General features: G+C 74.6%; 21 protein-coding genes and 1 pseudogene. 13 read left to right on the top strand and 9 right to left on the bottom strand.

The annotated features are described in order from the left end of the window. The first annotated feature begins 81 nt into the window (after positions 1-81). Together O7603_RS21935 and O7603_RS21930 are read left to right on the top strand one after the other, a co-directional pair. Positions 82-909, top strand: a complete 828-nt coding sequence (locus O7603_RS21935; RefSeq protein WP_281571678.1) for an alpha/beta hydrolase — start codon at positions 82-84, stop codon at positions 907-909. 48 nt (positions 910-957) lie between these two features. Continuing rightward, a complete protein-coding gene (locus tag O7603_RS21930; RefSeq protein WP_281571677.1) occupies positions 958-2,151 on the top strand; it encodes an ABC transporter substrate-binding protein in 1,194 nt (397 codons plus the stop codon). 107 nt (positions 2,152-2,258) lie between these two features. Here the strand turns inward: O7603_RS21930 and ddaH are convergent, their stop codons facing one another. Further along, positions 2,259-3,092, bottom strand: a complete 834-nt coding sequence (gene ddaH, locus O7603_RS21925; RefSeq protein ID WP_348651029.1) for a dimethylargininase — start codon at positions 3,090-3,092, stop codon at positions 2,259-2,261. A gap of 59 nt (positions 3,093-3,151) precedes the next feature. On the opposite strand from ddaH, the gene O7603_RS21920 reads away from it, so the two are divergent. Together O7603_RS21920 and O7603_RS21915 are read left to right on the top strand one after the other, a co-directional pair. Beyond that, positions 3,152-3,610: an Lrp/AsnC family transcriptional regulator gene (locus tag O7603_RS21920; RefSeq protein ID WP_281571676.1), complete on the top strand. Its 459-nt coding sequence runs from the start codon at positions 3,152-3,154 to the stop codon at positions 3,608-3,610. 147 nt (positions 3,611-3,757) lie between these two features. Further along, entirely contained in the window at positions 3,758-5,647 is a 1,890-nt protein-coding gene (locus O7603_RS21915; RefSeq protein WP_281571675.1) for a beta-propeller domain-containing protein, read from the top strand. Positions 5,648-5,755: 108 nt separating this feature from the next. Here O7603_RS21915 and O7603_RS21910 read toward each other — a convergent pair whose 3' ends face one another. The 3 genes from O7603_RS21910 to O7603_RS21900 form a co-directional block, all read right to left on the bottom strand. After that, on the bottom strand, positions 5,756-6,868 hold the full coding sequence (locus O7603_RS21910) for a hypothetical protein (RefSeq protein ID WP_281571674.1): 1,113 nt from the start codon (positions 6,866-6,868) through the stop codon (positions 5,756-5,758). Positions 6,869-7,224: 356 nt separating this feature from the next. Next, positions 7,225-7,491, bottom strand: coding sequence for a DUF6457 domain-containing protein (locus O7603_RS21905; RefSeq protein WP_281571673.1), 267 nt, complete (start codon positions 7,489-7,491; stop codon positions 7,225-7,227). Continuing rightward, a complete protein-coding gene (locus tag O7603_RS21900; protein WP_281576759.1) occupies positions 7,488-8,147 on the bottom strand; it encodes an NTP transferase domain-containing protein in 660 nt (219 codons plus the stop codon). The genes O7603_RS21905 and O7603_RS21900 overlap by 4 nt, the downstream gene beginning before the upstream one ends. A 6-nt stretch (positions 8,148-8,153) precedes the next feature. On the opposite strand from O7603_RS21900, the gene fdhD reads away from it, so the two are divergent. Beyond that, entirely contained in the window at positions 8,154-9,011 is an 858-nt protein-coding gene (fdhD, locus tag O7603_RS21895; protein WP_281571672.1) for a formate dehydrogenase accessory sulfurtransferase FdhD, read from the top strand. Here fdhD and O7603_RS21890 read toward each other — a convergent pair. Together O7603_RS21890 and O7603_RS21885 are read right to left on the bottom strand one after the other, a co-directional pair. After that, positions 9,001-9,708 (bottom strand): GAP family protein, encoded by a 708-nt coding sequence (locus tag O7603_RS21890; RefSeq protein ID WP_281571671.1) that lies wholly within the window; start codon positions 9,706-9,708, stop codon positions 9,001-9,003. The two genes, fdhD and O7603_RS21890, sit on opposite strands and share 11 nt — an antisense overlap. A 58-nt stretch (positions 9,709-9,766) precedes the next feature. Beyond that, positions 9,767-10,804, bottom strand: a pseudogene (locus O7603_RS21885) (DUF4192 domain-containing protein). Positions 10,805-11,009: 205 nt separating this feature from the next. On the opposite strand from O7603_RS21885, the gene O7603_RS21880 reads away from it, so the two are divergent. From O7603_RS21880 to O7603_RS21860, 5 genes are all read left to right on the top strand, one after another. Then, on the top strand, positions 11,010-11,924 hold the full coding sequence (locus O7603_RS21880; RefSeq protein WP_281571670.1) for a fructosamine kinase family protein: 915 nt from the start codon (positions 11,010-11,012) through the stop codon (positions 11,922-11,924). After that, positions 11,921-12,934: a GTP 3',8-cyclase MoaA gene (gene moaA / locus O7603_RS21875; RefSeq protein ID WP_281571669.1), complete on the top strand. Its 1,014-nt coding sequence runs from the start codon at positions 11,921-11,923 to the stop codon at positions 12,932-12,934. The genes O7603_RS21880 and moaA overlap by 4 nt, the downstream gene beginning before the upstream one ends. Before the next feature lie 2 nt (positions 12,935-12,936). Then, positions 12,937-13,215: a MoaD/ThiS family protein gene (locus O7603_RS21870; protein ID WP_281571668.1), complete on the top strand. Its 279-nt coding sequence runs from the start codon at positions 12,937-12,939 to the stop codon at positions 13,213-13,215. 11 nt (positions 13,216-13,226) lie between these two features. After that, the gene (locus O7603_RS21865; RefSeq protein WP_281571667.1) at positions 13,227-14,471 is read left to right on the top strand and encodes a metallophosphoesterase; all 1,245 of its coding nucleotides are present in this window, start codon (positions 13,227-13,229) and stop codon (positions 14,469-14,471) included. A 76-nt stretch (positions 14,472-14,547) separates the two neighbouring features. Continuing rightward, positions 14,548-17,742, top strand: a complete 3,195-nt coding sequence (locus tag O7603_RS21860; RefSeq protein WP_281571666.1) for a UvrD-helicase domain-containing protein — start codon at positions 14,548-14,550, stop codon at positions 17,740-17,742. 46 nt (positions 17,743-17,788) lie between these two features. On the opposite strand, the gene O7603_RS21855 is transcribed toward O7603_RS21860, so the two are convergent. Continuing rightward, the gene (locus O7603_RS21855; protein WP_281571665.1) at positions 17,789-18,445 is read right to left on the bottom strand and encodes an A24 family peptidase; all 657 of its coding nucleotides are present in this window, start codon (positions 18,443-18,445) and stop codon (positions 17,789-17,791) included. Between the two features lie 10 nt (positions 18,446-18,455). After that, positions 18,456-19,475 carry an EamA family transporter gene (locus tag O7603_RS21850; protein WP_281571664.1) on the bottom strand — a complete coding sequence of 340 codons (1,020 nt, stop codon included), beginning with the start codon at positions 19,473-19,475 and terminating at the stop codon, positions 18,456-18,458. A gap of 453 nt (positions 19,476-19,928) precedes the next feature. On the opposite strand from O7603_RS21850, the gene O7603_RS21845 reads away from it, so the two are divergent. The 3 genes from O7603_RS21845 to O7603_RS21835 all read left to right on the top strand — a co-directional run bounded on the left by O7603_RS21845 (position 19,929) and on the right by O7603_RS21835 (position 22,843). Continuing rightward, positions 19,929-20,363 (top strand): hypothetical protein, encoded by a 435-nt coding sequence (locus tag O7603_RS21845; RefSeq protein WP_281576758.1) that lies wholly within the window; start codon positions 19,929-19,931, stop codon positions 20,361-20,363. Positions 20,364-21,072: 709 nt separating this feature from the next. After that, the gene (locus tag O7603_RS33070) at positions 21,073-21,468 is read left to right on the top strand and encodes a hypothetical protein (protein WP_348651084.1); all 396 of its coding nucleotides are present in this window, start codon (positions 21,073-21,075) and stop codon (positions 21,466-21,468) included. A 133-nt stretch (positions 21,469-21,601) separates the two neighbouring features. Next, complete coding sequence (locus tag O7603_RS21835; RefSeq protein ID WP_281571662.1) at positions 21,602-22,843, top strand: ATP-binding protein; 1,242 nt, start codon at positions 21,602-21,604, stop codon at positions 22,841-22,843. A 50-nt stretch (positions 22,844-22,893) separates the two neighbouring features. Here the strand turns inward: O7603_RS21835 and O7603_RS21830 are convergent, their stop codons facing one another. Next, positions 22,894-23,439: an N-acetyltransferase gene (locus tag O7603_RS21830; RefSeq protein ID WP_281571661.1), complete on the bottom strand. Its 546-nt coding sequence runs from the start codon at positions 23,437-23,439 to the stop codon at positions 22,894-22,896. Positions 23,440-23,544: the final 105 nt, after the last annotated feature.

Genomic DNA, 23,544 nt, shown 5'->3' with positions numbered 1-23,544 from the left:
TACCCAGCGGCGCGCACGCATGCTCGCCGGGACCGACCACCGGACCGCAACCACCCGAGCGGGTCGCGCTACCGTCGCGCCATGTCCGCCGACCCGCGGGCCGTGCTCAGCCGGCCCGCCCCCGAGCCCGACCGCACCGTCGCGTACGGCGATCACCCGGACCAGATCGCCGACCTGCGCTTCCCGGCCGGTCCCGGATCGTCCCGCCCCCTGGTCGTGGTGGTGCACGGGGGCTTCTGGCGGGCGGAGTACGACCGGCGACACACCGGCCCGCTCGCGGCCGCCCTGGCCGGCCTCGGCTACCCGGTGGCCCAGCTGGAGTACCGGCGTACCGGGCAGCCCGGGGGTGGCTGGCCGAGCACCCTCACCGACGTGCTGACCGGCGTGACCCAGCTGCCTCGGCTGGCCGCCGAGGCGATGCCCGGTCGGGTGTCCGCCGCCGCGCCGATCCTGGTCGGCCACTCGGCCGGTGGCCAGCTGGCGCTCTTCGTCGCCGGGACCGCCCCGGCCGGGGTCGGCGGCGTGCTCGCGCTCGCCCCGGTGGCGGACCTGGCGGAGGCGTACCGCCGGGACCTGGACGACGGCGCGGTGGCCGCGCTGCTCGGCGGGGGTCCGACGGATTTCCCGGACCGGTACGCGATCGCGGATCCACGGACGTTGGTACCGATACGGACACGGACGGTAGTCGTCCATGGCGCGATGGACCGGCAGGTACCGGTGGACCTGAGCCGGGACTTCGTCAGCGCGGCTCGCGCCGCAGGCTCCGATATCACCCTGATTGACCTACCGGAATGCGAGCATTTCGGGCTTATCGACCCCGAATCTGCGGCCTGGCCGGTGGTCGTGGATGTGTTGCAGTCCTTACACGATGATCACTCGCCAATTGACGCAGCGTCGCCGACCAGGTAGAACGCCGGAGGGGCGTACCGCCCTGCAACACTCCTCGGAAGGATCTCGGTGTCGCAGATGAACCGCAGGCGGGCGCTCCAACTGCTGGCCGCGCTCGGTACCACCGGACTCGTCGCGGCGTGCGGCGACGACACCGAGGGCCAACCGGCGGCCAGCCCGAAGAGCCCCATCAAGATCGGCCTCATCGCCCCCCAGGCCGGCGGGTTCAAGGCGATCGGTGAGGACATCACCAACGGGTTCCAGCTCTTCCTCGACCTGCACGACCAGCAGCTCGGCGGGCACCCGGTGACGCTCATCACAGCCGACGAGGGCGAGACGGCGAAGACCGGCCAGGCGGCGGTCGACGGCCTGCTGAACCAGGACGTGCTCGCCCTGACAGGCGTGGTCAACTCCGCCGTGATGCTCGGCATCCGGGACATGGTCGAGCAGGCCAAGGTGCCGCTGATCGGGTCGAACGCCTCGCCGAGCAGCCTGCAGAGCGTGGTCTACATCTGGCGCACCTCGTACGTGCTGGACGAGGCGGGCCGGGCGCTCGGCCGCCACCTCAAGGACCACCTGCCGGCGAACAGCCGGGTGGCGATGATCATCCCGGAGAACGTCGGCGGACCGGACGTGGTGCGCGGCTTCCGGCAGGAGTTCGGCAGCAGCGACCCGCGCATCGCGGACCCGGTCGTCCTGACCACCGCGGCCACCAACCCCGGCAAGACCGCGTTCGTGCAGGACATCCGCACGGCGCTCAACCGCAGGCCGACGGCGGTCTTCTGCTTCTTCGCCGGCGACGCGGGCGTCGAGTTCGTCAAGCAGCTGCGCAACGAGGGCTACCGGGGTCCGATCTACGCCCCGGGCTTCCTCACCGAGGGCACCGCGCTGGACAGCCTCAAGAACGACGCGCTCAACATTCAGACCGCGCTGAACTACTCGGCCGACCTGAACAACGTGGCCAACCGGGTGTTCGCCTCCGCGTACCGGAAGAAGCACAACGTCTCGCCCACCACCTACGCCATGGCGTCGTACGACGCGGCGCAGGTGCTGCACCAGGCGATCGGCCTGGCCGGCGACAAGCCGGACCCGCAGCAGGTCAACCTGGCGCTGGGCAAGCTCGGGCAGATCGACAGCCCGCGCGGCATCTGGCAGTTCAACCAGCCGCGTACGCCGCAGCAGAAGTGGTACCTGCGCCAGGTGCAGCGCGACGGCCAGGTGATGTCGAACGTCCTGATCAACGAGTTGGCCACGCTGGGCTGAGCGGCGCTCCGACGCCCCTCGACGGGCGCCACTGACGAACGAGACACCAGGGGCCGGCCTCCGCGACGGAGGCCGGCCCCTGGCCGTACGCCCGGCGTCGGGCCAGGTCAATGGCGCAGTTCGGCGATGCAGCACTTCACGCTGCCGCCGCCCTTCTTCAGCTCGGCCAGCTCGACCGGCACCGGGTGGTAGCCGGCCGCCTTCAGCTTCCCGGCCAGCCGGGTCGCCTCGGTGTTGAGCACCACGTTCAGCCCGTCGCTGACCAGGTTCAGGCCGAAGGCCAGCGCGTCCTCGTCGTCGGCGACCACGGCCTCCGGGAAGAGCTGGGCGAGCACCTTCTGGCTGGCCACCGAGAAGGCGCCCGGGTAGTAGACGATGTTTCCGTCGTCGATCGATGCGAGCGCCACATCGAGGTGGTAGAACCGCGGGTCGACCAGGTGCAGCGAGACCACCGGCCGGGCAAGCGCCTCCTGCGCCTCGGCGTGCGCCGGCAGCTCGGTGCGGAAACCGTGGCCGGCGAGGATCAGGCCGCCGTGCGCCTCGGGCAGGTACGCGAAGTCGCCCTCGCCCTCGTTGGTCTCGCTCGGTGCGACGAACCGCCAACCCCGCGACTCGTAGAACGCCCGGTGCGCCGCGGCCTCGGCGGCCCGCTGCTCGTGCTTGAACCGCGCGCCGTAGACGGTGCCGTCCACCACGAACGCGCCGTTGGCGGCGTACACCATGTCCGGCAGGCCCCGCTCGGGGGAGAGCAGGTGCACCTCGTGGCCGAGGCCGACCAGGGTCTCCCGCAGCCGGTCCCACTGCTTCACGGCCAGCGCCGGGTCGACCGGGGTGGTGACGTCCATCCACGGGTTGATCGCGTACTCGACCGCGAAGTGCTCGGGGGAGCACATGAGATATGTCCGCTTTCGCGGCACTCGCTGCTGGTTCACGGTCACCAAGGGTAGGTATCGTGGAACTTTGGTAACAGCCACAACCATTGCTTCCCAGAGGCGGAACGTTGCAGATAGACGCCGTTGACCAGCGGATCATTGCGTTGCTCGTCGCGGACGCCCGTGCCTCGTACGCCGACATCGGCACCCGGGTGTCACTCTCCGCCCCCGCCGTCAAGCGACGGGTCGATCGGCTGCGCGCCGCCGGCGTGATCCGGGGATTCACCGCCGTCGTCGACCCGGCCGCGGTCGGCTGGACCACGGAGGCGTTCGTCGAGCTCTTCTGCGCCGGTCGGACCACCCCGGCGCAGATCGGCGCGGCGGCCCGCCGGCACCCGGAGGTGGTCGGCGCCTACACGGTCTCCGGGGAGGCCGACGCGCTCGTGCACCTGCGGGCCGCCGACATCGCGCACCTGGAGGCGGCCCTGGAGCGCCTGCGGGCCGAGTCCTTCGTGACCTCCACCCGGAGCACGATCGTGCTCTCCCGCCTGGTGGAGTCGCCCGGCGTCGGCCCGTCCGCCGGCTGACCGGGCGCCCGCCCCGCACAATCGCACCGACAGTCGGCCGTCGCCCGCCGACGCGGCCTCGGCCTGACGGGCCGACCTGGGCGGCGTACCGGTGGCTCCGGCCGGCCGTTCGGGAACCCGGGCCGCTGTCCGCCCGTCGAACCGGCCATGACTCGGGGACTTCCGATCGCCGCGGCCGCCACGCTGGCCGCGCTCACCCTGCTGGCCGGCAGCGGACTGCCACCCGCGACCGGACCCGCGCCGGCGGCGCCGGACACCACGGCCGCCCCGGCCGCGCAGTGGGCCGAACCCGCCCGGCTGGTCTCCTACACCTCCTGCGACGAGGCTCTGGCCGGGCTGCGGGCTGCCACCGCCGCCGAGGTCGGCCCGTGGGGCTTCGGCGACGGCTGGCGCACCGGCGTCGCGCTGCCGAAGGACCTGGCGGGGGAGCGGGAGGCCACTGCGACGACGGCGACTCCCGAGCACTCGACCACGAACGTCCACGAGGCCGGAGCGGACGAGCCGGACCTGGTCAAGACCGACGGCCGGCGGATCGTGACGGTCACCGAGGGCGTGCTGCGGGTGGTCGACCCGGCCACCCGACGAACCACCGGGCGGCTCGACCTCACCGAGATCGGCTCACCGGACCGGTACGCCGAACGCAGCCTGCTGCTGCTCGGCGACCGGGCGCTCGTGCTGACCGGCACCGGCAACATGTTGCCCGCGCTGACGAAGGACAGACCGAGGGCGGACGGCGCCCAGCTGACCCTGATCGACCTCGCCGGAGCCCCCGTCGTGCTCGGCACGTACCGGATCGACGGGAGCCTGGTCGACGCCCGGCAGACCGGCACCACGGCGCGGGTGGTCGTGCGCTCCCACCCCCAGTTCGTCTTCCCGTACGACGAGAAGGCCACCGACGCCGAGCGGACCGCGGCCAACCGGGCGGTGGTCGCGGCCGCGGGAATCGAGGCCTGGCTACCGGCGTACGAGTGGACCGCGGGTGAGCGGCGGCACGCCGGCCGGCTGGGTTGCGACCGGCTCAGCAGGCCGGACGACGCCATCGGCACCTCCGTGCTGACCCTGCTCAGCTTCGACCTGACCGCGGACCGGCTCGGCGACGGCGATCCGGTCGGCGTCGCCGCCGACGCCACCACCGTCTACGGCACCGCCGCGAACCTCTGGCTGGCGGGCGGCCTGACCGCCGGACGGGCGGGCCCGATCTGGGAGGGTCGCCCGGCCGGCCGGGCGACCACGGTGATCCACCAGTTCGACCTCACCGCGCCGGGCCGGCCCCGCTACCTGGCCAGCGGCACCGTCCCGGGCTCCCTGATCAACCAGTACGCGCTCTCCGAGTGGCAGGGGCGCCTGCGGGTGGCGACCACCCTCGGCGAGACCTGGGGCCGCGGGCGGGATTCCGAGTCCGGGGTGTACGTGCTGGGCCGACGGGACGGCACGCTGGAGCAGGTCGGCGCGGTCACCGGGCTGGGTCGGGGTGAGCGCATCTACTCGGTGCGCTTCCTCGGTGCCACCGGTCACGTGGTGACGTTCCGCCAGACCGATCCGCTCTACACGCTGGACCTGACCGACCCGACCGCGCCCCGGGTCACCGGCGAGCTGAAGATCACCGGGTACTCGGCGTACCTGCACCCGCTGCCGTTCGGCCGGCTGCTGGGCGTGGGGCAGGAGGCCGACAACCGCGGCCGGGTACGAGGGCTGCAGGTCTCGCTGTTCGACGTCCGGGACCCGGCGCGACCGCTCCGGCTGCACCGTTACCACGTGCCCGGTGCCAGTTCGGCGGTGGAGTTCGACCCGCACGCCTTCCTGCACCAGCCGGAGACCGGTCTGGTCGCCCTGCCGGTCGACGCCGGCGTACGGCTGCTGCGGGTCACCGCCGCGCGCATCACCGAGATCGGCACGGTGAACCACCCGGGCGACGGCGCGGCGCCGGTCACCCGGTCACTGCTGGTCGGCGACACGCTCTGGACTGTCTCCGACGCCGGCCTGCGGGCCAGCGACGCCGCCACCGCGCGGAACCTCGCCTGGCTCCCCTCGACCTGACTCTCCCTCCCCGCGGGTGGGGCCCGGTCGTTCGGGGCTTCCGGGCTCCACCCGCTTCACCTGAAGCTCGCCTCAGGGCGTCCGGATGAGCGACGGCCGACCTCGACGTCAGAGGTACATGCCGGTGCGGTGCTCGCCCTCGTCGCGGCGGACCGGCTTGTCGCCCTCGCCGAAGAACCGCTTGCCGCCGAACTCGCCGTGCAGCCGGTCGTCCAGTTCGTCGGCGAGCCCGGTCATCACCTGCACGGCCAGCATCAGGTGGGTGGCCTGGAAGTTGCGGCCGAAGACGGGGATGGACGCCCAGACCGTGTCGTCGGCGCAGTAGAGGCGGCCGATCGGCATCCGGTTGGTCAGCTCGGAGAGCCGGACGTAGAGCCGCTCGGTCGGTTCGACCTCGGTGAGCACCGGGGAGAAGACGTCGACCAGCGGCGGGTTGTCGCGTACCCGGACGAAGACCATCGCCGAGCCGGCCCGGATGTTGATGTCCCCGTCGGAGTCGACCTGGAGCCGGTCGGAGTCGGACTTGAGCATGGCGGACACGACGGTCCGAACCCGGTCCTCCAGCGCCAGCACGCCGTCCTGCTCCGGCTCGGCGGTGGCCGCCTCGGCCAGCGCCTCGTCCAGGTCGGCCTCGACGTCGCTGTCCGGGCCGAACTCGCTGCGGGCGGTGCCCAGCGGCTCCCCCGGCAGCGACTCCCCCTCGGCGTCGTGGATCAGGTAGACGAGGAAGGCGGGGTGCGGCGCGCCGTAGACGTCGCGCAGGGTCCGGGAGAGCAGGGCGGCGATCCGGGTCGGCTCGGCCGTCGTGCCCTCCAGGCCGAAGTACTCGCGGGGGCCCTCGAGGACGCCGGGCGGCGACCAGCCGAGCGCGATCATGTCCGCCACCGAGGCCCGGTCCAGCCGGTAGCCCTGCGGCAGGCTGGCGTTGCCCACGGCGCGTGCGGAGAGCCGACCGTCCGCGCCCACGTCCACCCCGATCGAGTAGACGGCGTCGCCGGTGCCGGAGGCGGTCGGGTCGAGGGTCAGCTCGACGTGCGCCCCGGTGGGCAGCGCCGGCAACCGCGCGGCGAGGGCGCGCGCGAACTCCTGCCACGCCTGGGTCACCTTGGCCCGCAGGTCGGCGGTGCTCGGCTCGTCGAGCAGGATCGACTCCGGGTGCTCCGGCGGGGTGGGCACGCCGCCGGGCGGTTCTGTCCGCGCCGAGGGGTGGTCTGCCGTCATGATCGCCTCCGTCCGTCAAGGTCACCCTACCCACGGAGCCCCCGCGTCGAATCAGGGCCGACCGTGATCGGACAGCGGTGGCCGCCGGCGATGCGGCAACCCGCCGGTACGCCCGGGTGGCGCCTGATTCCTCGACGAGCGTTATGACGGAGAGGCATATTTTTGCCTCTCCGTCATAACGCTCGCGGTCCTTCCCCACCCGACGCCCGACACGCCGAGGAGCGCACCCTCGCGCCCACGAGACACGACGGCGGCGGCGCTACGTGCCAGGGGCGCCCGTGCCAGAGACGCCCCGTACCAGGGGCGCAGCGGTCCGGGGCGCGACGGGCTGGGGCGGCGGGTCAGACCGCGGCGGATCAGGAGGCGGCCGGATCCGCGGGATCGGCGCCCAGCTCGACCGGCCAGGTCGCGGCGAGCGCGCTGAGCCGCGCCGCGGCGGCCGACGGCTCGGCGCCGCGGCCGACGGCCAGCCCGAGCAGGTACGCGGAGACCGGCGCGCCGGGGCGGAGCACCTGATGGGCGACGTCCTTCGCCAGGTCGAGCACGGCCGGCACCGGAACCGCGGTCGGGTCGAGGCCCAACTCCGCGCAGGCCGCCGTGACCCAGTCGTCCATCACCGTCATCGCGCCCACTCCTCCGCCCGGCGTACGTCCTGGTCAGTGTCGCAGTCGAACCACGGTGGCGGGCCCTCGCCGGACCAGCTCACCGTCCGGACGGTCAGCTCGGCGAGCAGAGCGCGGACGGACGCGCCGGCGAGCGTCCCGCCCCGCGCGGCGGTGAGCCGGTCCAGGGCGGCGCGCAGCGCGGACACCCGCCACACCCCGCAGAGCGTCTGCCGCCGCCCGCCGGAGTCGACGTAGCAGACCCCGTCGCAGACGCTCTGGTCGGCGCCCGGTCGGGCCAGCTCGCGCCGCAGGACACCCATCGCCCCGGCGGTGAGCAGCGGCAGATCGCCGGCGAGCAGGGCGACCACGGTCGCACCCGGGTCGAGCAGGGCCAGCCCGGCCGCGGCGGCCGCCACCGGCCCACCGCCCGGCGGCTCCTCCCGGGTGACCCGCACGCCGGGCGGGACCTCGTCGGCCGGACCGACGAGGATCCGCGGTGCGGCGTCGTCGACGGCGGCCAGCACCCGGTCACGCATCGGTCGGCCGCCGACCGGCAGGGCGGGCTTGTCCACCCCGCCCATCCGGCGGGCCGCGCCGCCCGCGAGCACCACCGCCGCGTACGTCCCCACCCGGCCACGGTAGCCGTGCGGACGCCCCGGCGCGGGGTGCAGGATGGCGGGATGGGACGGGCGACTGACCGACGGCGCGTACTCCGGATCGACCTCGACGCGGGGGCCGATGGCCGCACGTCGGTCCGTCGGGCGGACACCCTCGCCGTCGAGGAGCCGTTGGAGATCCGGGTCGGCGCGGCGGGGCCGGGCCGGCGCCGGCCGCTCGCGGTGACCATGCGCACCCCCGGTGACGACCTCGACCTGGCCATCGGGTTCCTGCTGACCGAGGGGCTGATCCGGTCGACGGACGACGTGCACACCGCTCAGCTCTGCGCGGGCGGGGAGACGCCGAACACGTACAACGTGGTGGACGTGGTGCTCGCCCCCGGCGTGCCGGAGCCGACCACCGACCCGGCCCGGAACTTCTACACCACCAGCTCGTGCGGGGTGTGCGGCAAGGCCAGCATCGACTCGGTCCGCACCCGCTCCCTCTTCGCGGTCGACGGCGACCCGATCGCCGTGCCGGCCGCGCTGCTGACCGAGCTGCCGGACCGGCTTCGTGCGGCGCAGCGCGGCTTCGACCGCACCGGTGGTCTGCACGCGGCGGGCCTGTTCGCCGCGGACGGAGAGCTGGTGGTGCTGCGCGAGGACGTCGGCCGGCACAACGCCGTCGACAAGGTGATCGGCTGGGCGGTCCGGGAACGCCGGCTGCCGCTGGCCGGGCACCTCCTGCTGGTCTCCGGCCGGGCCAGCTTCGAGCTGACCCAGAAGGCGTGGATGGCCGGGGTGCCCCTGCTCGCGGCGGTGTCCGCGCCGAGCAGCCTCGCCGTCGACCTGGCCGAGGAGGCCGGGATGACGCTGGTCGGCTTCCTGCGCGGCCGGACGATGAACGTCTACGCCGGCCCGCAGCGGGTGGTCACTGACTGAACCGGTCGAACAGCCCCAGGCGCAGGGCGGCGTCGCGGGCGACGAGGAAGCCGGCGATGCCGAGGACCCAGCCGAGCGCGCTGCCCGCCTTCTCGGTGATCCACCGGTTCAGCCAGCCCAGCAGCGGCTCGACCCGCGCCGGGAAGGCCACCCGGGCGGCCAGCAGCAGCAGCGCCGGCACCACCATGACCACGCAGTATCCGGCGAGCAGCGCCGCCACGGCCGGGCCGTCGAGGTCGGCCGTGGCCAGCAGGCTGACCGCGCCGAGGTAGGGCAGCATCGTCGCCACCTCGGCCAGCGCGGCGAGCAGCGCCAGCGCGATCAGCCACCGGGCCGAGGAATCCCCGGAGGTGGCCCGGTCCCGCCAGCGCAGGATGCCGCCCGAGCCGCGCCGTCGCTTGCCGTCGTAGCGGAAGCTGAGCGCGAAGAGCGCCACCCCGAGCGCGAGTTGCGCCCACAGCACCGGCCGTTGGTCCAGCGCGCCGCCCAGCGCGTCGGCCAGCCGGGTGCCGCCCCAGACCAGCAAAACCCCGACCGCGAAGTAGAACGCGGCGATCGTGCCGAGGTAGACCAGGATCCGCCGGACGCTGACCCGCCCCGGAGTGAGCAGCAGCCAGATCGGGATGAACAACGTGCCGATGCTGGTGCTGTCGATCAGCGCCAGCCCGGCGAGCGACAGCAGCAGGCCGACGCTCATCGGACCACGGAGGGGAGTAGCGGCATCCGACCATTCTCAACGGACCGTGCAACGCCGGTCAGCGGGCGGTGCGGCGGCCACGCCGGCGGCGCACGACGCCGGGCAGTCCCACCGCCGGCCAGCCGTCCAGCTCCGACGGCGGTACGCCCCGGCGGAGCAGGTCGTCCAGGAGCAGCGCGAGCGAGTAGTCCGGGTGCGCGGCGAGCACGCGTTCGAGCGTGACCGCCGCGAGCGCGCCCTGACCGGCCCGCCAGGCGGCGAAGGCCAGGAGACAGGCCGGGGCGGCGATCAGCTCCGGCTCGGCCCGGCGCAGCACGTCCGTCCAGAGGGCGATGTCGCGGTCCCGCCCGTCGGTGCGTTCCCAGGCGTGGTCGCGTACCGGCAGGTGGGTCAGGAGCAGGCTGAGCCAGGCGACCTCGGCGTCGCCGAGCCGCTCGCCCCGGCGCTGGCGGCGCAGCGCGTCGCGTACCGCCGCCACCCCGGCGGCGCGCAGCGCGCGTCCACCCGGCCGGTCGCCGGCGGAGGACTCGACGAGGCGCACCAGCCGCCGCTCGGCGTCGGCGGTGGCCCGGCGCATGGCCAGCCGGGCCGGGCCCTCCACCGGGGCCACCTGTGCGGCCAGGGCAGCCCGGTCGGGCAACGCCACCTGCCCGGCGAAGATCGCGGAGGCGGTCACCTGGCTGGCGTCCGGGTCGTATGGCCGGCCCGTCGGCGGGCAGCAGCCGGCCTCGGTGCACACGTAGGACCACCACCGACCGTCGGTGACCCGGAGCGCGTCGAGCAGGACCAGGCCGGCCTCCGTCAACGCCTCGCGTACCGCGTCCACGGCCGGCGTCACCCGCACCGCGGGCCCGTAGCCGACCACGGTGGCGGCGTCGGCGTGCTGCCGGTGGACGACGCCGGCGAGGTGCCGGGCCGGGCCGGCCGGGTCGGCGGGATCGGGCAGGTCGGCGCGCGCCGCGAAGATGATCTACCGGCCGCGCAGCGCCACCACGACCACGCTGTCGGCGGGATGGAAGCCGAGCAGGTACGGCACGGCGGCGAGCAGGTCGGCGGGTGAGCGGACGACGAGCCGGGGGCGGTCGGTCGAGGTCATGCTCGCAGCCTGCGGCCGGACGGGCGCGCCCGGCTGCCCCTGTGGACGACACGCGGGTTGTCCACAGTCACGCAGCGTGTTTCCCCTGCTCAGGCCGCTACCGTCGGGCCCCGTTCCGAGAGCGTCGCGCCCGGGACGGCCCACCGCGCGGAGGCGGCGCTCCGGGATTCCCGTGGCGGTCGGTGCGAGGCGTTACCGTGCGCTGATGGACCTCGCGTACCTGCGCGCGCATCCGGCTCAGCTGCCGACCTTCCTGACCCACCAGCGGATCCGCGAGACGCCCGTCTCCGGCGGAGACATCTGCGCCGCGTCCCGGCTCACGCTCGACGACGGGCACTCGGTCTTCGCCAAGACCTGGCCCGAGCGGGCCGGGCAACCGGCGCCGGACGGTTTCTTCGCCGCCGAGGAGGCGGGGCTGCGCTGGCTGCGTACGGCCGACGCGGTGCGGGTGCCCGAGGTGATCGTGGCGCTGCCGGATCTGCTCGCCCTCGAGTGGGTGGAGCCCGGCGAACCCGGCCCGGAGGCGGCCGAGCGGTTCGGCCGGGAGTTGGCCGCGCTGCACCGGGCCGGCGCGCCGGCCTTCGGAGCGGACTGGACCGGGTTCATCGGCGCGCTGCCGCAGGACAACACGCCGGACGACGGCCCGTGGTCGCGGTGGTTCGCCCGCCGGCGGCTGACGCCGTACCTGGACCGTTCGGCGGCGAACGGGGCGCTCACCGCCTCCGGGATCGGCCTCGTCGAGGAGGTGATCGACCGGATCGCCGAGTTCGGCGGGGACGAGCCGCCGGCGCGGATCCACGGTGACCTGTGGCCGGGCAACGTGCTCTGGGCCGCCGACGGCGGGGCCTGGCTGGTCGACCCGGCCGCGCACGGCGGGCACCGGGAGACCGACCTCGCCCAGTTGGGGCTCTTCGGCGGCGCGCCCTACCTGGACCGGATCCTGGGCGCCTACCAGGAGGCCTGGCCACTGGCCGACGGATGGCGGGATCGGGTGCCGCTGCACCAACTGCACCTGCTGCTGGTGCACACCGCACTGTTCGGCTCCGCGTACCGCGATGCGGTCGACCGGGCCGCCCGAGCCGCCCTGAACGGCGTCGGGCGCGCTACCGTCGACAGGTGAGCGTCGCCCACCCGACCGACGGCGTCCTCGTCGACCGTTACGGCCGCGTCGCCCGGGACCTCCGGGTTTCGTTGACCGACAAGTGCAACCTGCGCTGCACGTACTGCATGCCGGCCGAGGGGCTGCCCTGGCTGGCCGGGCCTGAGCTGCTCACCGACGACGAGGTGGTCCGGCTGGTCCGGGTCGCCGTGGAGCGGCTCGGCGTGACCGAGGTGCGATTCACCGGGGGCGAGCCACTGATCCGCCCGGGGCTGGCCGGCATCGTCACGGCGGTGGCCGCGCTCGAACCGCGACCCACCATCTCGCTGACCACCAACGGCATCGGCCTGGACCGGCTCGCCCCGGCGCTGCGCGCCGCCGGCCTGGACCGGGTGAACGTCTCCCTCGACACCCTGGACCCGGCCCGGTTCACCGAGCTCACCCGCCGTCCCCGGCTCGACGCCGTGCTGGCCGGGCTGGCCGGGGCGGCGGCCGCCGGCCTCACCCCGGTGAAGATCAACAGCGTGCTGATGCGCGGGGTCAACGAGAACGACGCGCCGGCGCTGCTGCGCTTCGCCCTCGACCACGGCTACGAGCTGCGGTTCATCGAGCAGATGCCGCTGGACGCGCAGCACGGCTGGGACCGGGCGGCCATGGTCACCGCCGACGAGATCCTCTCGTCGCTGCGGCGGGAGTTCGACCTGCGTGCCGATCCGGCGGACCGGGGATCGGCACCGGCCGAGACCTGGCTGGTCGACGGCGGCCCGGCCCGGGTCGGCGTGATCGGCAGCGTCACCCGCCCCTTCTGCGGCGACTGCGACCGCACCCGGCTCACGGCGGACGGCCAGGTGCGCGCCTGCCTCTTCGCCACCGAGGAGTCCGACCTGCGCGGCGCGCTACGTGGCGGGGTGGACGACGACGGGCTGGCCGACCGGTGGCGCCGCGCGATGTGGGGCAAGCGGGCCGGCCACGGCATCGACGATCCGACCTTCCTGCAACCCACCCGACCCATGTCGGCCATCGGAGGGTGACCGTGACCGACCCGACACCGCGGCCCCCCGCCGCGGCGCCGCTCACCGTCCGCTACTTCGCCGGCGCCCGGGCCGCCGCGGGCCGGAGCGAGGAGGCCGTGCCCGCCGGGCCGTCACTCGACGACCTCAGGGCGGAGCTGGCCGGACGGCACGGCGATCGGCTCGCGGCCGTGCTGCGGGTGGCGAGCTTCCTGGTCGACGGCGTGACCTGTCATGATCGTCGGACACCGCTGCCGGCCGGGGCCACGATCGATGTCCTGCCCCCCTTCGCGGGTGGCTGAGGGAGGCGCACGTGTTGTCGGCTCTGGCGTTCGTGGGCGTGATCGCCCTGATCACCGGCCTGATCCACCTCTACCTGTGGAAGCGGCTGGTGCGGGACACCACCACGCCGGGTCGGTGGCGCCGGATCGGCGGCATCACCGCCGCGGTGCTCGCGCTCCTCATCCCGGCCGCGTTGACCGGCACCCGGGCCAAACTGCACTGGCTCGCCTGGCCGGGGTATCTCTGGCTCGCGCTGATGTTCTACCTCCTGGTGCTGCTCGTGGCCCTGGAGGTGCCGATGCTGGTGGCCCGGCTGGTCCTGCGCCGCCGGGTGCTCTCCGCCGAGTCCACCGCCGCCGCGCCCGAGCCGGTGCTGGTCGGCGCCGCCGGGCCCGCCGACCCGCCCGCCGCCGACGCGGTCGAACAGCCCGACCACGACCGGTCCCGCCGGTTGCTGCTCGCCCGCGGGGCCGCCATCTTCGCCGGGCTCACGGCCGCCGGTATCACCGGGTACGGCGTCCGCACCGCCTTCGGCCCGCCGCAGCTGGACCGCGTACGCATTCCGCTGGCCAAGCTGCCGCGGAGCATGGACGGCCTGCGCATCGCCACCGTCTCCGACATCCACCTCGGGCCGCTGCTCGGCCGGAGCCACACCGAACGCATCGTCGCCGCGATCAACCGGCTCGACGCCGACCTGGTCGCGGTGGTCGGCGACATGGTCGACGGCTCGGTGGCGGAGCTGGGCGAGGCCGCGGCTCCACTGCGCGACCTGCGGTCCCGCTACGGCAGCTTCTTCGTCACCGGCAACCACGAGTACTACTCCGGGGTGGAGGAGTGGGTGCGGGAGGTGGACCGCCTCGGCCTGCGGGTGCTCCAGAACGAGCGGCTGGAGATCGCCGCCCGGGGCGGCGTGCTGGATCTGGCCGGAGTGAACGACCCGTCCGGAGACCAACTGGGCGCCGACGCCGGCCCGGACTACGCCGCCGCGCTCGGCGACCGCGACCCGTCCCGGCCGGTGGTGCTGCTCGCCCACCAGCCGGTCGCCGCGGTGGAGGCCGCGAAGTTCGGCGTCGACCTGCAGCTGTCCGGGCACACCCACGGCGGCCAGATGGTGCCGTTCGACCTCGCGGTCCGGCTGGAGCAGCCGGTCGTCTCCGGGCTGGGCGAGGTGGACGGCACCAAGGTCTACGTCACCAACGGCGCGGGCTTCTGGGGCCCGCCGGTCCGGGTCGGCGCCAACCCGCAGATCACCCTCGTGGAGCTCCGGACTCCGTGACACGGCCGCGCATTGCGCGGGTCACGTGTGTGCGTGGCGACGGGCGGGTCCCCGGCCGGGCGTGACAGGATGCGGCGTGCCTCCGTTCAGCGCCGTACCCCCCGGTGGTCTCCCGCCGTTCGTCGCGGACCTGCACATCCACTCGAAGTACTCCCGCGCGTGCAGCCGTGACCTCACCCTGCCCAACCTCGGCTGGTGGGCCCGGCGCAAGGGCATCGGCCTGCTCGGGACCGGCGACTTCACCCACCCCGCCTGGTACGACCACCTGCGCGAGACGCTGCGCCCGGCGGAACCCGGCCTCTACCGGCTCAGCCCGGGGGCGGAGCGGGACATCGCCCGCCGGCTGCCGCCCCGGCTGGCGAGCGAGGCCGAGAGCGATCCGGTCCGGTTCATGCTCAGCGTGGAGATCTCCACGATCTACAAGCGGGACGACCGGACCCGCAAGGTCCATCACCTCATCTACCTGCCCGACCTGGACGCGGTGGAGCGGTTCAACACCGCCCTCGGCCGGATCGGCAACATCGGCTCCGACGGCCGGCCGATTCTCGGCCTGGACTCCCGGGACCTCCTGGAGATCACCCTCGAGGCCAGCCCCGACGGCTACCTCGTGCCGGCGCACATCTGGACGCCGTGGTTCTCCGCGCTCGGCTCGAAGTCCGGCTTCGACGCGATCGCCGACTGCTACGCCGACCTCGCCGAGCACATCTTCGCGGTGGAGACCGGGCTCTCCTCCGACCCGGAGATGAACTGGCGGGTCGGCAGCCTGGACGCGTACCGGCTGGTGTCCAACTCGGACGCCCACTCGCCGCCGGCGTTGGCCCGGGAGGCGACAATCTTCGCCACCGCCCGGGACTACTTCGCCGTCCGGGACGCGCTGCGGACCGGCGACGGGCTCGCCGGCACCATCGAGTTCTTCCCCGAGGAGGGGAAGTACCACGCGGACGGCCACCGGCTCTGCGGCGTCAACTGGGCCCCGGAGCGCACCCGGGCAGCCGGCGGACGCTGCCCGGAGTGCGGCAAGCCGCTGACCGTCGGCGTGCTCAGCCGGGTCGAGGAGTTGGCCGACCGGCCGGCGGGACACCGACCGGCACACGCGCGGGAGGTGACCCACCTGGTGCCGCTGGCCGAGATCCTCGGCGAGCTCAACGGTGTGGGCGCCCGCGCCAAGAAGGTCGAGGGAAGGCTCAACGACCTGCTCGCCGCGCTCGGCCCCGAGCTGGAGATCCTGACCCGCACTCCGCTCGACGACCTCGCCCGGGTCGGCGGCGACGTGCTCGCCGAGGGCATCGGCCGGCTGCGCCGCGGCGACGTGCGCCGGGTGCCCGGCTACGACGGCGAGTACGGCGTGATCACCCTCTTCGACCCGTCCGAGCTGCGCGGAAGGTCGGCCGGGACGCAGGCGGAGACGCTGTTCGACGTACCGGTGCCGGCGCCGCGGAAGCCCACGGAGCCGGCGCCGAAGCCGCGGGCCGCGCGCCCGACGCCGGCCCGGGCCGAGCCGAAGCGCAAGTCCGCGCCGCCGCCCCCACCCCCGATCGCCCCGCCACCCTCGCCGCACGAGCCGTTCGAGCCGATGCTCGCCGGGATGGAGGAGGTCGGCACCGGCCTGCTGGACCGGCTCGACGCGATGCAGCGGGTCGCCGCGTCCGCGCCGGGCGGGCCGCTGCTCATCGTGGCCGGCCCGGGCACCGGCAAGACCCGGACGCTCACCCACCGGATCGCGTACCTCTGCGCCGAGCTGAACGTCTTCCCCGAGCAGTGCCTGGCGATCACCTTCACCCGGCGCGCCGCGGAGGAGCTGCGGCACCGTCTCGACGGCCTGCTGGGGCCGGTCGCCGAGGACGTCACCGTCGGCACCTTCCACTCGCTCGGGTTGACCATCCTGCGGGAGAACGCGGACGCCGTCGGGCTGCCGGCCGACTTCCGGATCGCCGACGACGCCGACCGGGCGGCGGCCCGCTCCGAGGCGGGCGACGACCCGACGGCCTACACCGCGCTGCTGCGCAAGCAGGACCTCGTCGACCTGGACGAGCTGCTCACCCTGCCGGTGGAGCTGCTGCGCGAGGACCGGGCGCTGGTCGAGCGCTACCGGGAGCGCTGGCGCTGGATCTTCGTCGACGAGTACCAGGACGTCGACGCGGTGCAGTACGAGCTGCTGCGCCTGCTGAGCCCCGCCGACGGCAACATCTGCGCGATCGGCGACCCGGACCAGGCCATCTACTCGTTCCGGGGCGCCGACGTCGGCTACTTCCTGCGCTTCTCGCAGGACTTCACCGACGCGCGGCTCGTCCGGCTCAACCGCAACTACCGCTCGTCCGCGCCGATCCTGGCCGCCGCGGTACAGGCCATCGCGCCGTCGTCGCTGGTCCGCGGCCGCCGGTTGGATCCGGCCCGGCTCGACCCGGAGGCCCCGCTGGTCGGCCGCTACCCCGCGGCGTCCGTCGCCGACGAGGCCGACTTCGTGGTACGCACCATCGACGAGCTGGTCGGCGGCCTCTCCCACCGTTCGCTGGACTCCGGCCGGATCGACGGCCGGTCGACCTCGCTCTCCTTCTCCGACATCGCGGTGCTCTACCGCACCGACGCGCAGGCCGCGCCGATCGTGGACGCGCTCGCCCGGGCCAACATCCCGGTGCAGAAGCGCTCGCACGACCGGCTGCGGGACCGCCCCGGGGTGGCCGCGATCGCCCGCGAGCTGCGGCACGCCGGTGGCCTCGGGGGTGGCCTGCCGGCCCGGGTACGGCTCACCGGGCAGGTGCTGGCCGAGCGGTTCGCCGCGCCCACCCTCGACGGCTCGGGCGCGGTCCGGCCGGAGGAGGTCAGGGCGGCCGTCGACCTGCTCACGCCGCTGGCCCGGCGCTGCGGCGACGACCTGCCGCTCTTCCTCTCCCAGTTGGCTACGGGCGCGGAGGTGGACGCGCTCGACCCCCGGGCCGAGGCCGTCACCCTGCTCACCCTGCACGCGGCCAAGGGCTTGGAGTTTCCGGTGGTCTTCCTGGTCGGGGCCGAGGACGGGCTGCTGCCGCTGCGCTGGCCGGGTACCACCCCCGACGAGGACGCGGTCGCCGAGGAGCGCCGGCTCTTCTTCGTGGGACTGACCCGGGCCCAGGACCGGCTCTACGTCAGCCACGCGGCCCGCCGCTCCCGTCAGGGCGCGGAACGCGAGTGCGTCCCGTCGCCGTTCCTGGACGTCATCGACCCGGGCCTGTTCGAGCGGTTCGGCGAGGCCGAACCCCGCCGCCCCAAGGACCGCCAGCTCCGGCTGATCTGAGCCCGGCGGCCTGGCGTCGGCGGAGCGGGGGCGGCGGGATCCACGCTCAGGCGAGGAGGGTGGCGAGCCAGGCGCCGGCGAGGAGGGCCGGGCCGAACGGCAGCGGGGTGTCCCGGCGTACGCGGCGGGTGGCGAGCAGCGCGAGCACCAGCACGCCGTTGAGCAGATGCGGCAGGAGCAGCCCGAGCCACAGGGCCGGCCAGCCCAGCCAGCCGAGCGGCAGGCCGAGCACGGCGGCGAGCTTCACGTCCCCGAAGCCGAGCCGCGACCCGGGCAGCAGCGCGACCAGCACGTGAGCCGCGCCCGCCACCGCCGCGCCGCCCAGCGCGCCGAGCAGGCGCTCCGGTGTTCCGGCCACCAGCGCGGCGCCGGTCAGGCCGACGCCGGCGATCAGCGCGGCCAGGCCGACCAGCGGGTCGGGCAGGCGCAGGCAGGCCAGATCGACCAGGGCGAGGACCAGCCCGACCGCCGCCAGCGCGAGGAACACCGGCAGGACGGGTTCAGCGCTCAGCGCGCCGGCCAGGCCCCCGAACACGACGGCACCCGTCGCCACGGCGGTGGCCGTGACTCCACCCCCGAACGCGGGTGCCGCTGCCCTGGCGACCGGCGGGGAGGCCGTGGCGACGCGCCGGGCGAGCCGGGGAACGCCGAGACCGACCAGCACGCCGAGCACCGTCACGGCGGTCAGCGGGCCGGCGGACACCGGCCGGACGCTACCGGCGCGCCGGCTCCGGCGTGGCCCCGGCGCCCGGCCGGCGCGGTCGCTCCGTGCTCACCACGAGGGCCACGCCGGCCACGATCACCGCGCCGCCGAGCAGCACCTGCGCGGTGATCGGCTCGGCGACCAGCACGGCACCGAGGACCACCGCGACGGCCGGGTTGACGTAGGCGTACGTCGCGACGAGCGAGATCGGCGCGTGGTGCAGCAGCCAGACGTACGCGGTGAACGCGACCAGCGAACCGGCGACCATCAGATAGCCGAGCGCGAGCCAGGAGCGCATGCTGACCTGGGTCGGGTCGAAGCCCGTCAGCTCGCCGCGGCCGACCGCGAGGACGGCCAGCACCACCGCGCCGGCGACCATCTCGTAGACCGTGGCGACGAACGGGTCGTCGGGCATCCGGATACGTCCGGAGAGGAACGAGCCGATCGACCAGCTGGCCGCCCCCGCCACGATGGTGAGCGCACCGGCGAGCGGCACCCCGTCGGTCCCCCCGGTCGGCAGCACCAGCAGGACCAGCCCGACGAAGCCGAGGGTGACACCGGCGAGCGTCCAGAGCCGGGGCCGATCGCCGGTGGCCGAGCGGAGCAGCACGACCAGCAGCGGCACCGTGGCGACGAGCAGTGCGGCGATCCCGGAGGGCACCGCCACCCCGGGCGGGCCCGACTCGGCGAGCACCACCAGGCCGTTGCCGCCGGCCAGCAGCAGCACCCCGACCAGTGCGGCGGAGCCCAACTGCCGCCGATCGACCCGGAGCGCGCCGGGCCCTCGGCGTAGCCGCAGCACGAGCGCCAGGACCGCGGCGGCGGCGGCGAACCGGGCGGCGGCCGAGGCGAGCGGTGGGAGGGTCTCCACCGCGATCCGGATGCCCAGGTAGGTGGAGCCCCAGAGCACGTAGACCAGGATCAGCGCGGTCCAGATCAGGGCCGGGGCGGTGTCGGTCGTGATGGCGGTGGCGGTGGGGCCGGCGGGCCGGCCGGTAGACCGGGACGCACTTGGCGGAGTCGAGCTCATCGCTGGTCCACGCTACGGTGGCCTCGGCGTCGGCGTCCCGCCTTGGTGGCCGGCCTCTCACCACTCACGCAGGAGGCGTGCATGGCGAACTACGGATCACCGGGGGGCGGCTCCCCGGACCCGTGGAATGGGCAGCGGTCCCATCCGACGCACCCCGGCCACGAGAGTCCGGCCGGCTACCGTTCGGCCGATCCGGGGCCGCGCTACGACGAGGGCCCGCGGTACGACCAGCACCCGCACCACGGCGGTGGCCCCCACTACGGCGACGCGCCCCGGTACGACGACGGCCAGCGGTACGACGACGGCCAGCGGTACGACACCGTTCCCTCCTACGGCGGCCCGCACGGAGCGACGGGGTATGGCACCTCCTACCCGGATCCCGGCGCCTCGGTGACCTACGCCGCTGACCCCGCGCCGCCACCCGAGCGGCGCGGTCACGGACCGCTGATCGCGGTGCTGGCGGTTCTCGCGCTGCTCGTGCTGGCCGGCGGGGCGACCGTCTTCGTCCTGCGCGGCGGCGACGAACCGGCGCCGGTGGCCGCGCCGACCCAGCAGCCGGCCGCGGGCGGAGACACGGACGCGAGCGCCGGTGCGGACGAGCCCACGGACGTGCCGAGCGCCCCGGCGCCCGAGTCGTCGGCCGACCCGCGGTTCGTCAAGGTCGGTCAGTGCGTCCGCAACGACGGCGCGGCCGGTGGGAAGCCGAAGCTGCTGATCAGTGACTGCGCGCCGAAGACGTACGAGGTGCTGCGCCGCATCGACGGTGCCACCAGCGGGGAGAAGGACGCCGAGGCAAAGTGCGCCAAGGTCGAGGCCTACACCAACTGGTACTTCTTCGACAGCGAGCTGGACACGCTCGACTTCGTGCTCTGCCTGAAGCAGCGCTGACCGACGCACTCCTGGGGATGAGATGACGACCTACGGACCACCCGGTTCCGGCCAGCCCGACGACACCGAGCCGCCCACCCAGCCGCAGTCGACTCCGGCCGGCTCGGGCGACGAGCCGCCGCCCCAACCCCAGTCGACCCCACCCACGGCCGGCGCGGAGCCGCCGACTCAGTCCCAGTGGGCCCCGCCGCCGGCCGGCGAGGAGCCGCCGACCCAACCCCGGTGGGCCGCGCCGGCGGCCAACGCCGAGCCGCCCACCCAGCCGCAGTGGAGCCCGCCGGCACCCGACGCGGAGCCGCCGACGGCGCCGATGTGGGGTCCCCCGGCCGCTCCGGCACCACCCCCGGCGGCCGGCTACCCGCCGCCCACTCCGGGTGCCGGCTACCCACCGCCGCCGCCCACCGGCGCGGGCCAGGCGCCGGCCGGGCCCGGCTACCCGCCCCAGCCGCCGTTCGGCGCGGGCCAGCCCCCGACTGGACCCGGATACGTGCCCCCGCCGACGTCCGGCGTGGGCTATCCGCCGCCGGCCGGCCCGACCGGCTACCCGCCAGCCGGCGGTACCGCCGGGTCCCCGCCCGGGCCGTTCCCGCCCGCCGGGCCGACGCCGGCCCCGACCGCCGGCCATTGGGGTGCTCCGCCGCCGGCGCCGGGCGGTTACGGGATGCCGCCGGCCGCACCGCCGGCCAAGCGGAGCGGGGGTCGGATCGCGCTGATCGTCGCCCTGGTGGTGCTGCTCCTGCTCTGCCCCTGCGTCGGGCTGGTCGGCTGGGCCGTCTGGCGGGTGGCGGACGCCGACTCGACCGCCACCCCCGGCCCGTCGGTGAGCGTCCCGGCCGTGCCGGCGCCGAGCACGGCGGCCCCGAGTCCGAGCGAGGACGACGAGGAGTACGCCCGGGGCGACTGCGTGGTCAACGACGGGACGGACGACAACGCCGAGCTGCGCAAGGTGCCCTGCGGCCCGAACACCTACGAGGTGCTGCTGCGCATCCCGGCGACCACCGACGGCGACCGGTGCGACACGCTGGCGCCGCAGGCCACCGCGAACTACGTGCACGACAACACGGTCGACCTGCTCGACTACGTGCTCTGCCTCAAGGAGCGGTAGTCGTAGCCAAAACTAGGGCTGTCTAGCGTGGAGGCTAGACAGCCCTAGTTTTGTGTCGACGTTCCCGACACGCCGATAGCCCCATCTATCGATGTCTAGCCCACCAGCTAGACGGCCCGATACTCTGCGATGCGTGGATCCGGTCCGCAACCCGTACGCGCCGGGCGCCGGCCAGCGCCCTCCCGAGCTTGCCGGTCGAGGGCGGGAACTGGACGTCTTCGACATCGTGCTGGAGCGCATCGCCCGGGGTCGGCCGGAGCGGAGCCTCATGCTCACCGGGCTGCGCGGCGTCGGCAAGACCGTCCTGCTCAACACCCTTCGTTCCCAGGCGATCAACCGGCTCTGGGGCAGCGGCAAGATCGAGGCCCGGCCGGACCAGTCACTGCGCCGCCCGGTGGCCGCCGCACTGCACATGGCGGTCCGGGAACTCGCCCCCCGGCACCGCGCCCCGGACCGGATCGACGCGTTCCTCGGCGTGCTCAAGGCGTTCGCGCTGCGCGGCGCGCCGACCGGCCGCGCCGGCGCCGCCCCCAAGCTGCGCGACCGCTGGCAGCCCGGCATCGACGTGCCGCCGGCCAGCGGCCGGGCCGACTCCGGTGACATCGAGATCGACCTCGTCGAGCTGCTCAGCGACGCCGCGGCGGTCGCGAGCGACGTGGGCACCGGGATCGCCATCTTCATCGACGAGATGCAGGACCTGGGCCCCGAGGACGTCTCGGCGCTCTGCGCCGCCTGCCACGAGCTCTCCCAGATCGGTGCGCCGCTGATCGTGGTCGGTGCCGGCCTGCCACACCTGCCGGCCGTGCTCAGCGCCGCGAAGTCGTACTCGGAACGGCTCTTCCGCTACCAGCGGATCGACCGGCTCGACCGGATCGCCGCCGACCAGGCCCTCTGCGCGCCTGCCGAGCGCGAGGAGGTCGAGTACGAGCAGAAGGCGCTCGACCTGCTCTACGAGAAGTCCGGCGGCTATCCCTACTTCGTCCAGGCGTACGGGAAGGCCACCTGGGACCACGCGCCGCGCTCCCCGATCACCGCCGCCGACGTGCGGGTCGCCGCGCCGGAGGCCGAGGCCGAGCTGGCGGTGGGCTTCTTCGGCTCCCGCTTCGAGCGGGCCACCCCCGCCGAGCGTGAGTACATGCGCGCGATGGCCACCCTGTCCCTGGTGGAGGCCGAGGCCGGCGGCCCGGTCCGGGACGACATGGACGCCGCGGTGCCGACCGCGGAGATCGCGCGGGCTCTCGGCCGCAAGCCGGCCAGCCTCTCACCGGCCCGGGACGCCCTGATCAAGAAGGGGCTGATCTACTCCGGCGAGCGCGGCACCGTCGCCTTCACCGTCCCGCACTTCGGCCGGTACCTGCGCACCCAGCCGGCCTGACCACGACCCCGGCGTTCGGCCGCGCCCCTCGGGCGGTCGCGGAGCGCGCCTCAGACCTTGGACCAGGGGGGCGGGAACACGACCTCACCCACGGGCGGCGGGGGCGCGTCGCTCGTCGCCGGGGGCAGCACCAGGGCCTGCCACGGCTCGCCCAGGCCGGACCACGGACTGGACAGGCCCATCCGGTCGGCCCGACCGAAGCCGAAGCGCCGGTAGTAGGCGGGGTTGCCCAGCACCACCACCAGCCGTTCGCCCAGCTCGGTGGCCGCGTCGAGGGAGGCCTGCACGACCGCGGTGCCGTGTCCGACGCGCTGGCGGTGCGGGGCCACCGCCACCGGACCGAGGGCCAGCGCCACCGCGAAACCTCCGTCGAACGTCACCCGAACGCGGGTGAGAAGCGCGTAACCGACGACCTCCCCGCCGTACTCGGCGACCATGGCGAGCTCGGGGATCCACGCGTCGCTGTCGCGCAGTTCGTCGACCAGACCCACCTCGGGCGGCGTGGACACGTCCGGACGCGCGAACGCGGCGGCCAACACCCGCCGGACCGGGCCGGTGTCGGCCGGGTCCTCGGGTCGCAGCCGCAGCGTCGTCACGCGCGCGACGTTACCCGCCGGAGCCGGTCCATCAGCGACGGTCGCTCGATTCGGCGTGGCGCGACGCGTTCACCCACCCCGATCCGGATCGGCGGTTGCAGGGGT

The sequence above is a fragment of the Micromonospora sp. WMMD812 genome (assembly GCF_027497215.1).
Classification (GTDB): domain Bacteria; phylum Actinomycetota; class Actinomycetes; order Mycobacteriales; family Micromonosporaceae; genus Micromonospora.
The sequence above is the reverse complement of the archived record's forward strand: the minus strand, read 5'-3'. Positions and strand labels throughout refer to the sequence as shown.

Coding starts and splice junctions, on each gene's coding strand:
- O7603_RS21935 (WP_281571678.1), top strand. CDS start 82: ATGTCCGCCGACCCGCGGGCCGTGCTCAGCCGGCCCGCCCCCGAGCCC.
- O7603_RS21915 (WP_281571675.1), top strand. CDS start 3,758: ATGACTCGGGGACTTCCGATCGCCGCGGCCGCCACGCTGGCCGCGCTC.
- O7603_RS21910 (WP_281571674.1), bottom strand. CDS start 6,868: ATGACGGCAGACCACCCCTCGGCGCGGACAGAACCGCCCGGCGGCGTG.
- O7603_RS21905 (WP_281571673.1), bottom strand. CDS start 7,491: ATGACGGTGATGGACGACTGGGTCACGGCGGCCTGCGCGGAGTTGGGC.
- fdhD (WP_281571672.1), top strand. CDS start 8,154: ATGGGACGGGCGACTGACCGACGGCGCGTACTCCGGATCGACCTCGAC.
- O7603_RS21890 (WP_281571671.1), bottom strand. CDS start 9,708: ATGAGCGTCGGCCTGCTGCTGTCGCTCGCCGGGCTGGCGCTGATCGAC.
- O7603_RS21880 (WP_281571670.1), top strand. CDS start 11,010: ATGGACCTCGCGTACCTGCGCGCGCATCCGGCTCAGCTGCCGACCTTC.
- O7603_RS21850 (WP_281571664.1), bottom strand. CDS start 19,475: ATGAGCTCGACTCCGCCAAGTGCGTCCCGGTCTACCGGCCGGCCCGCC.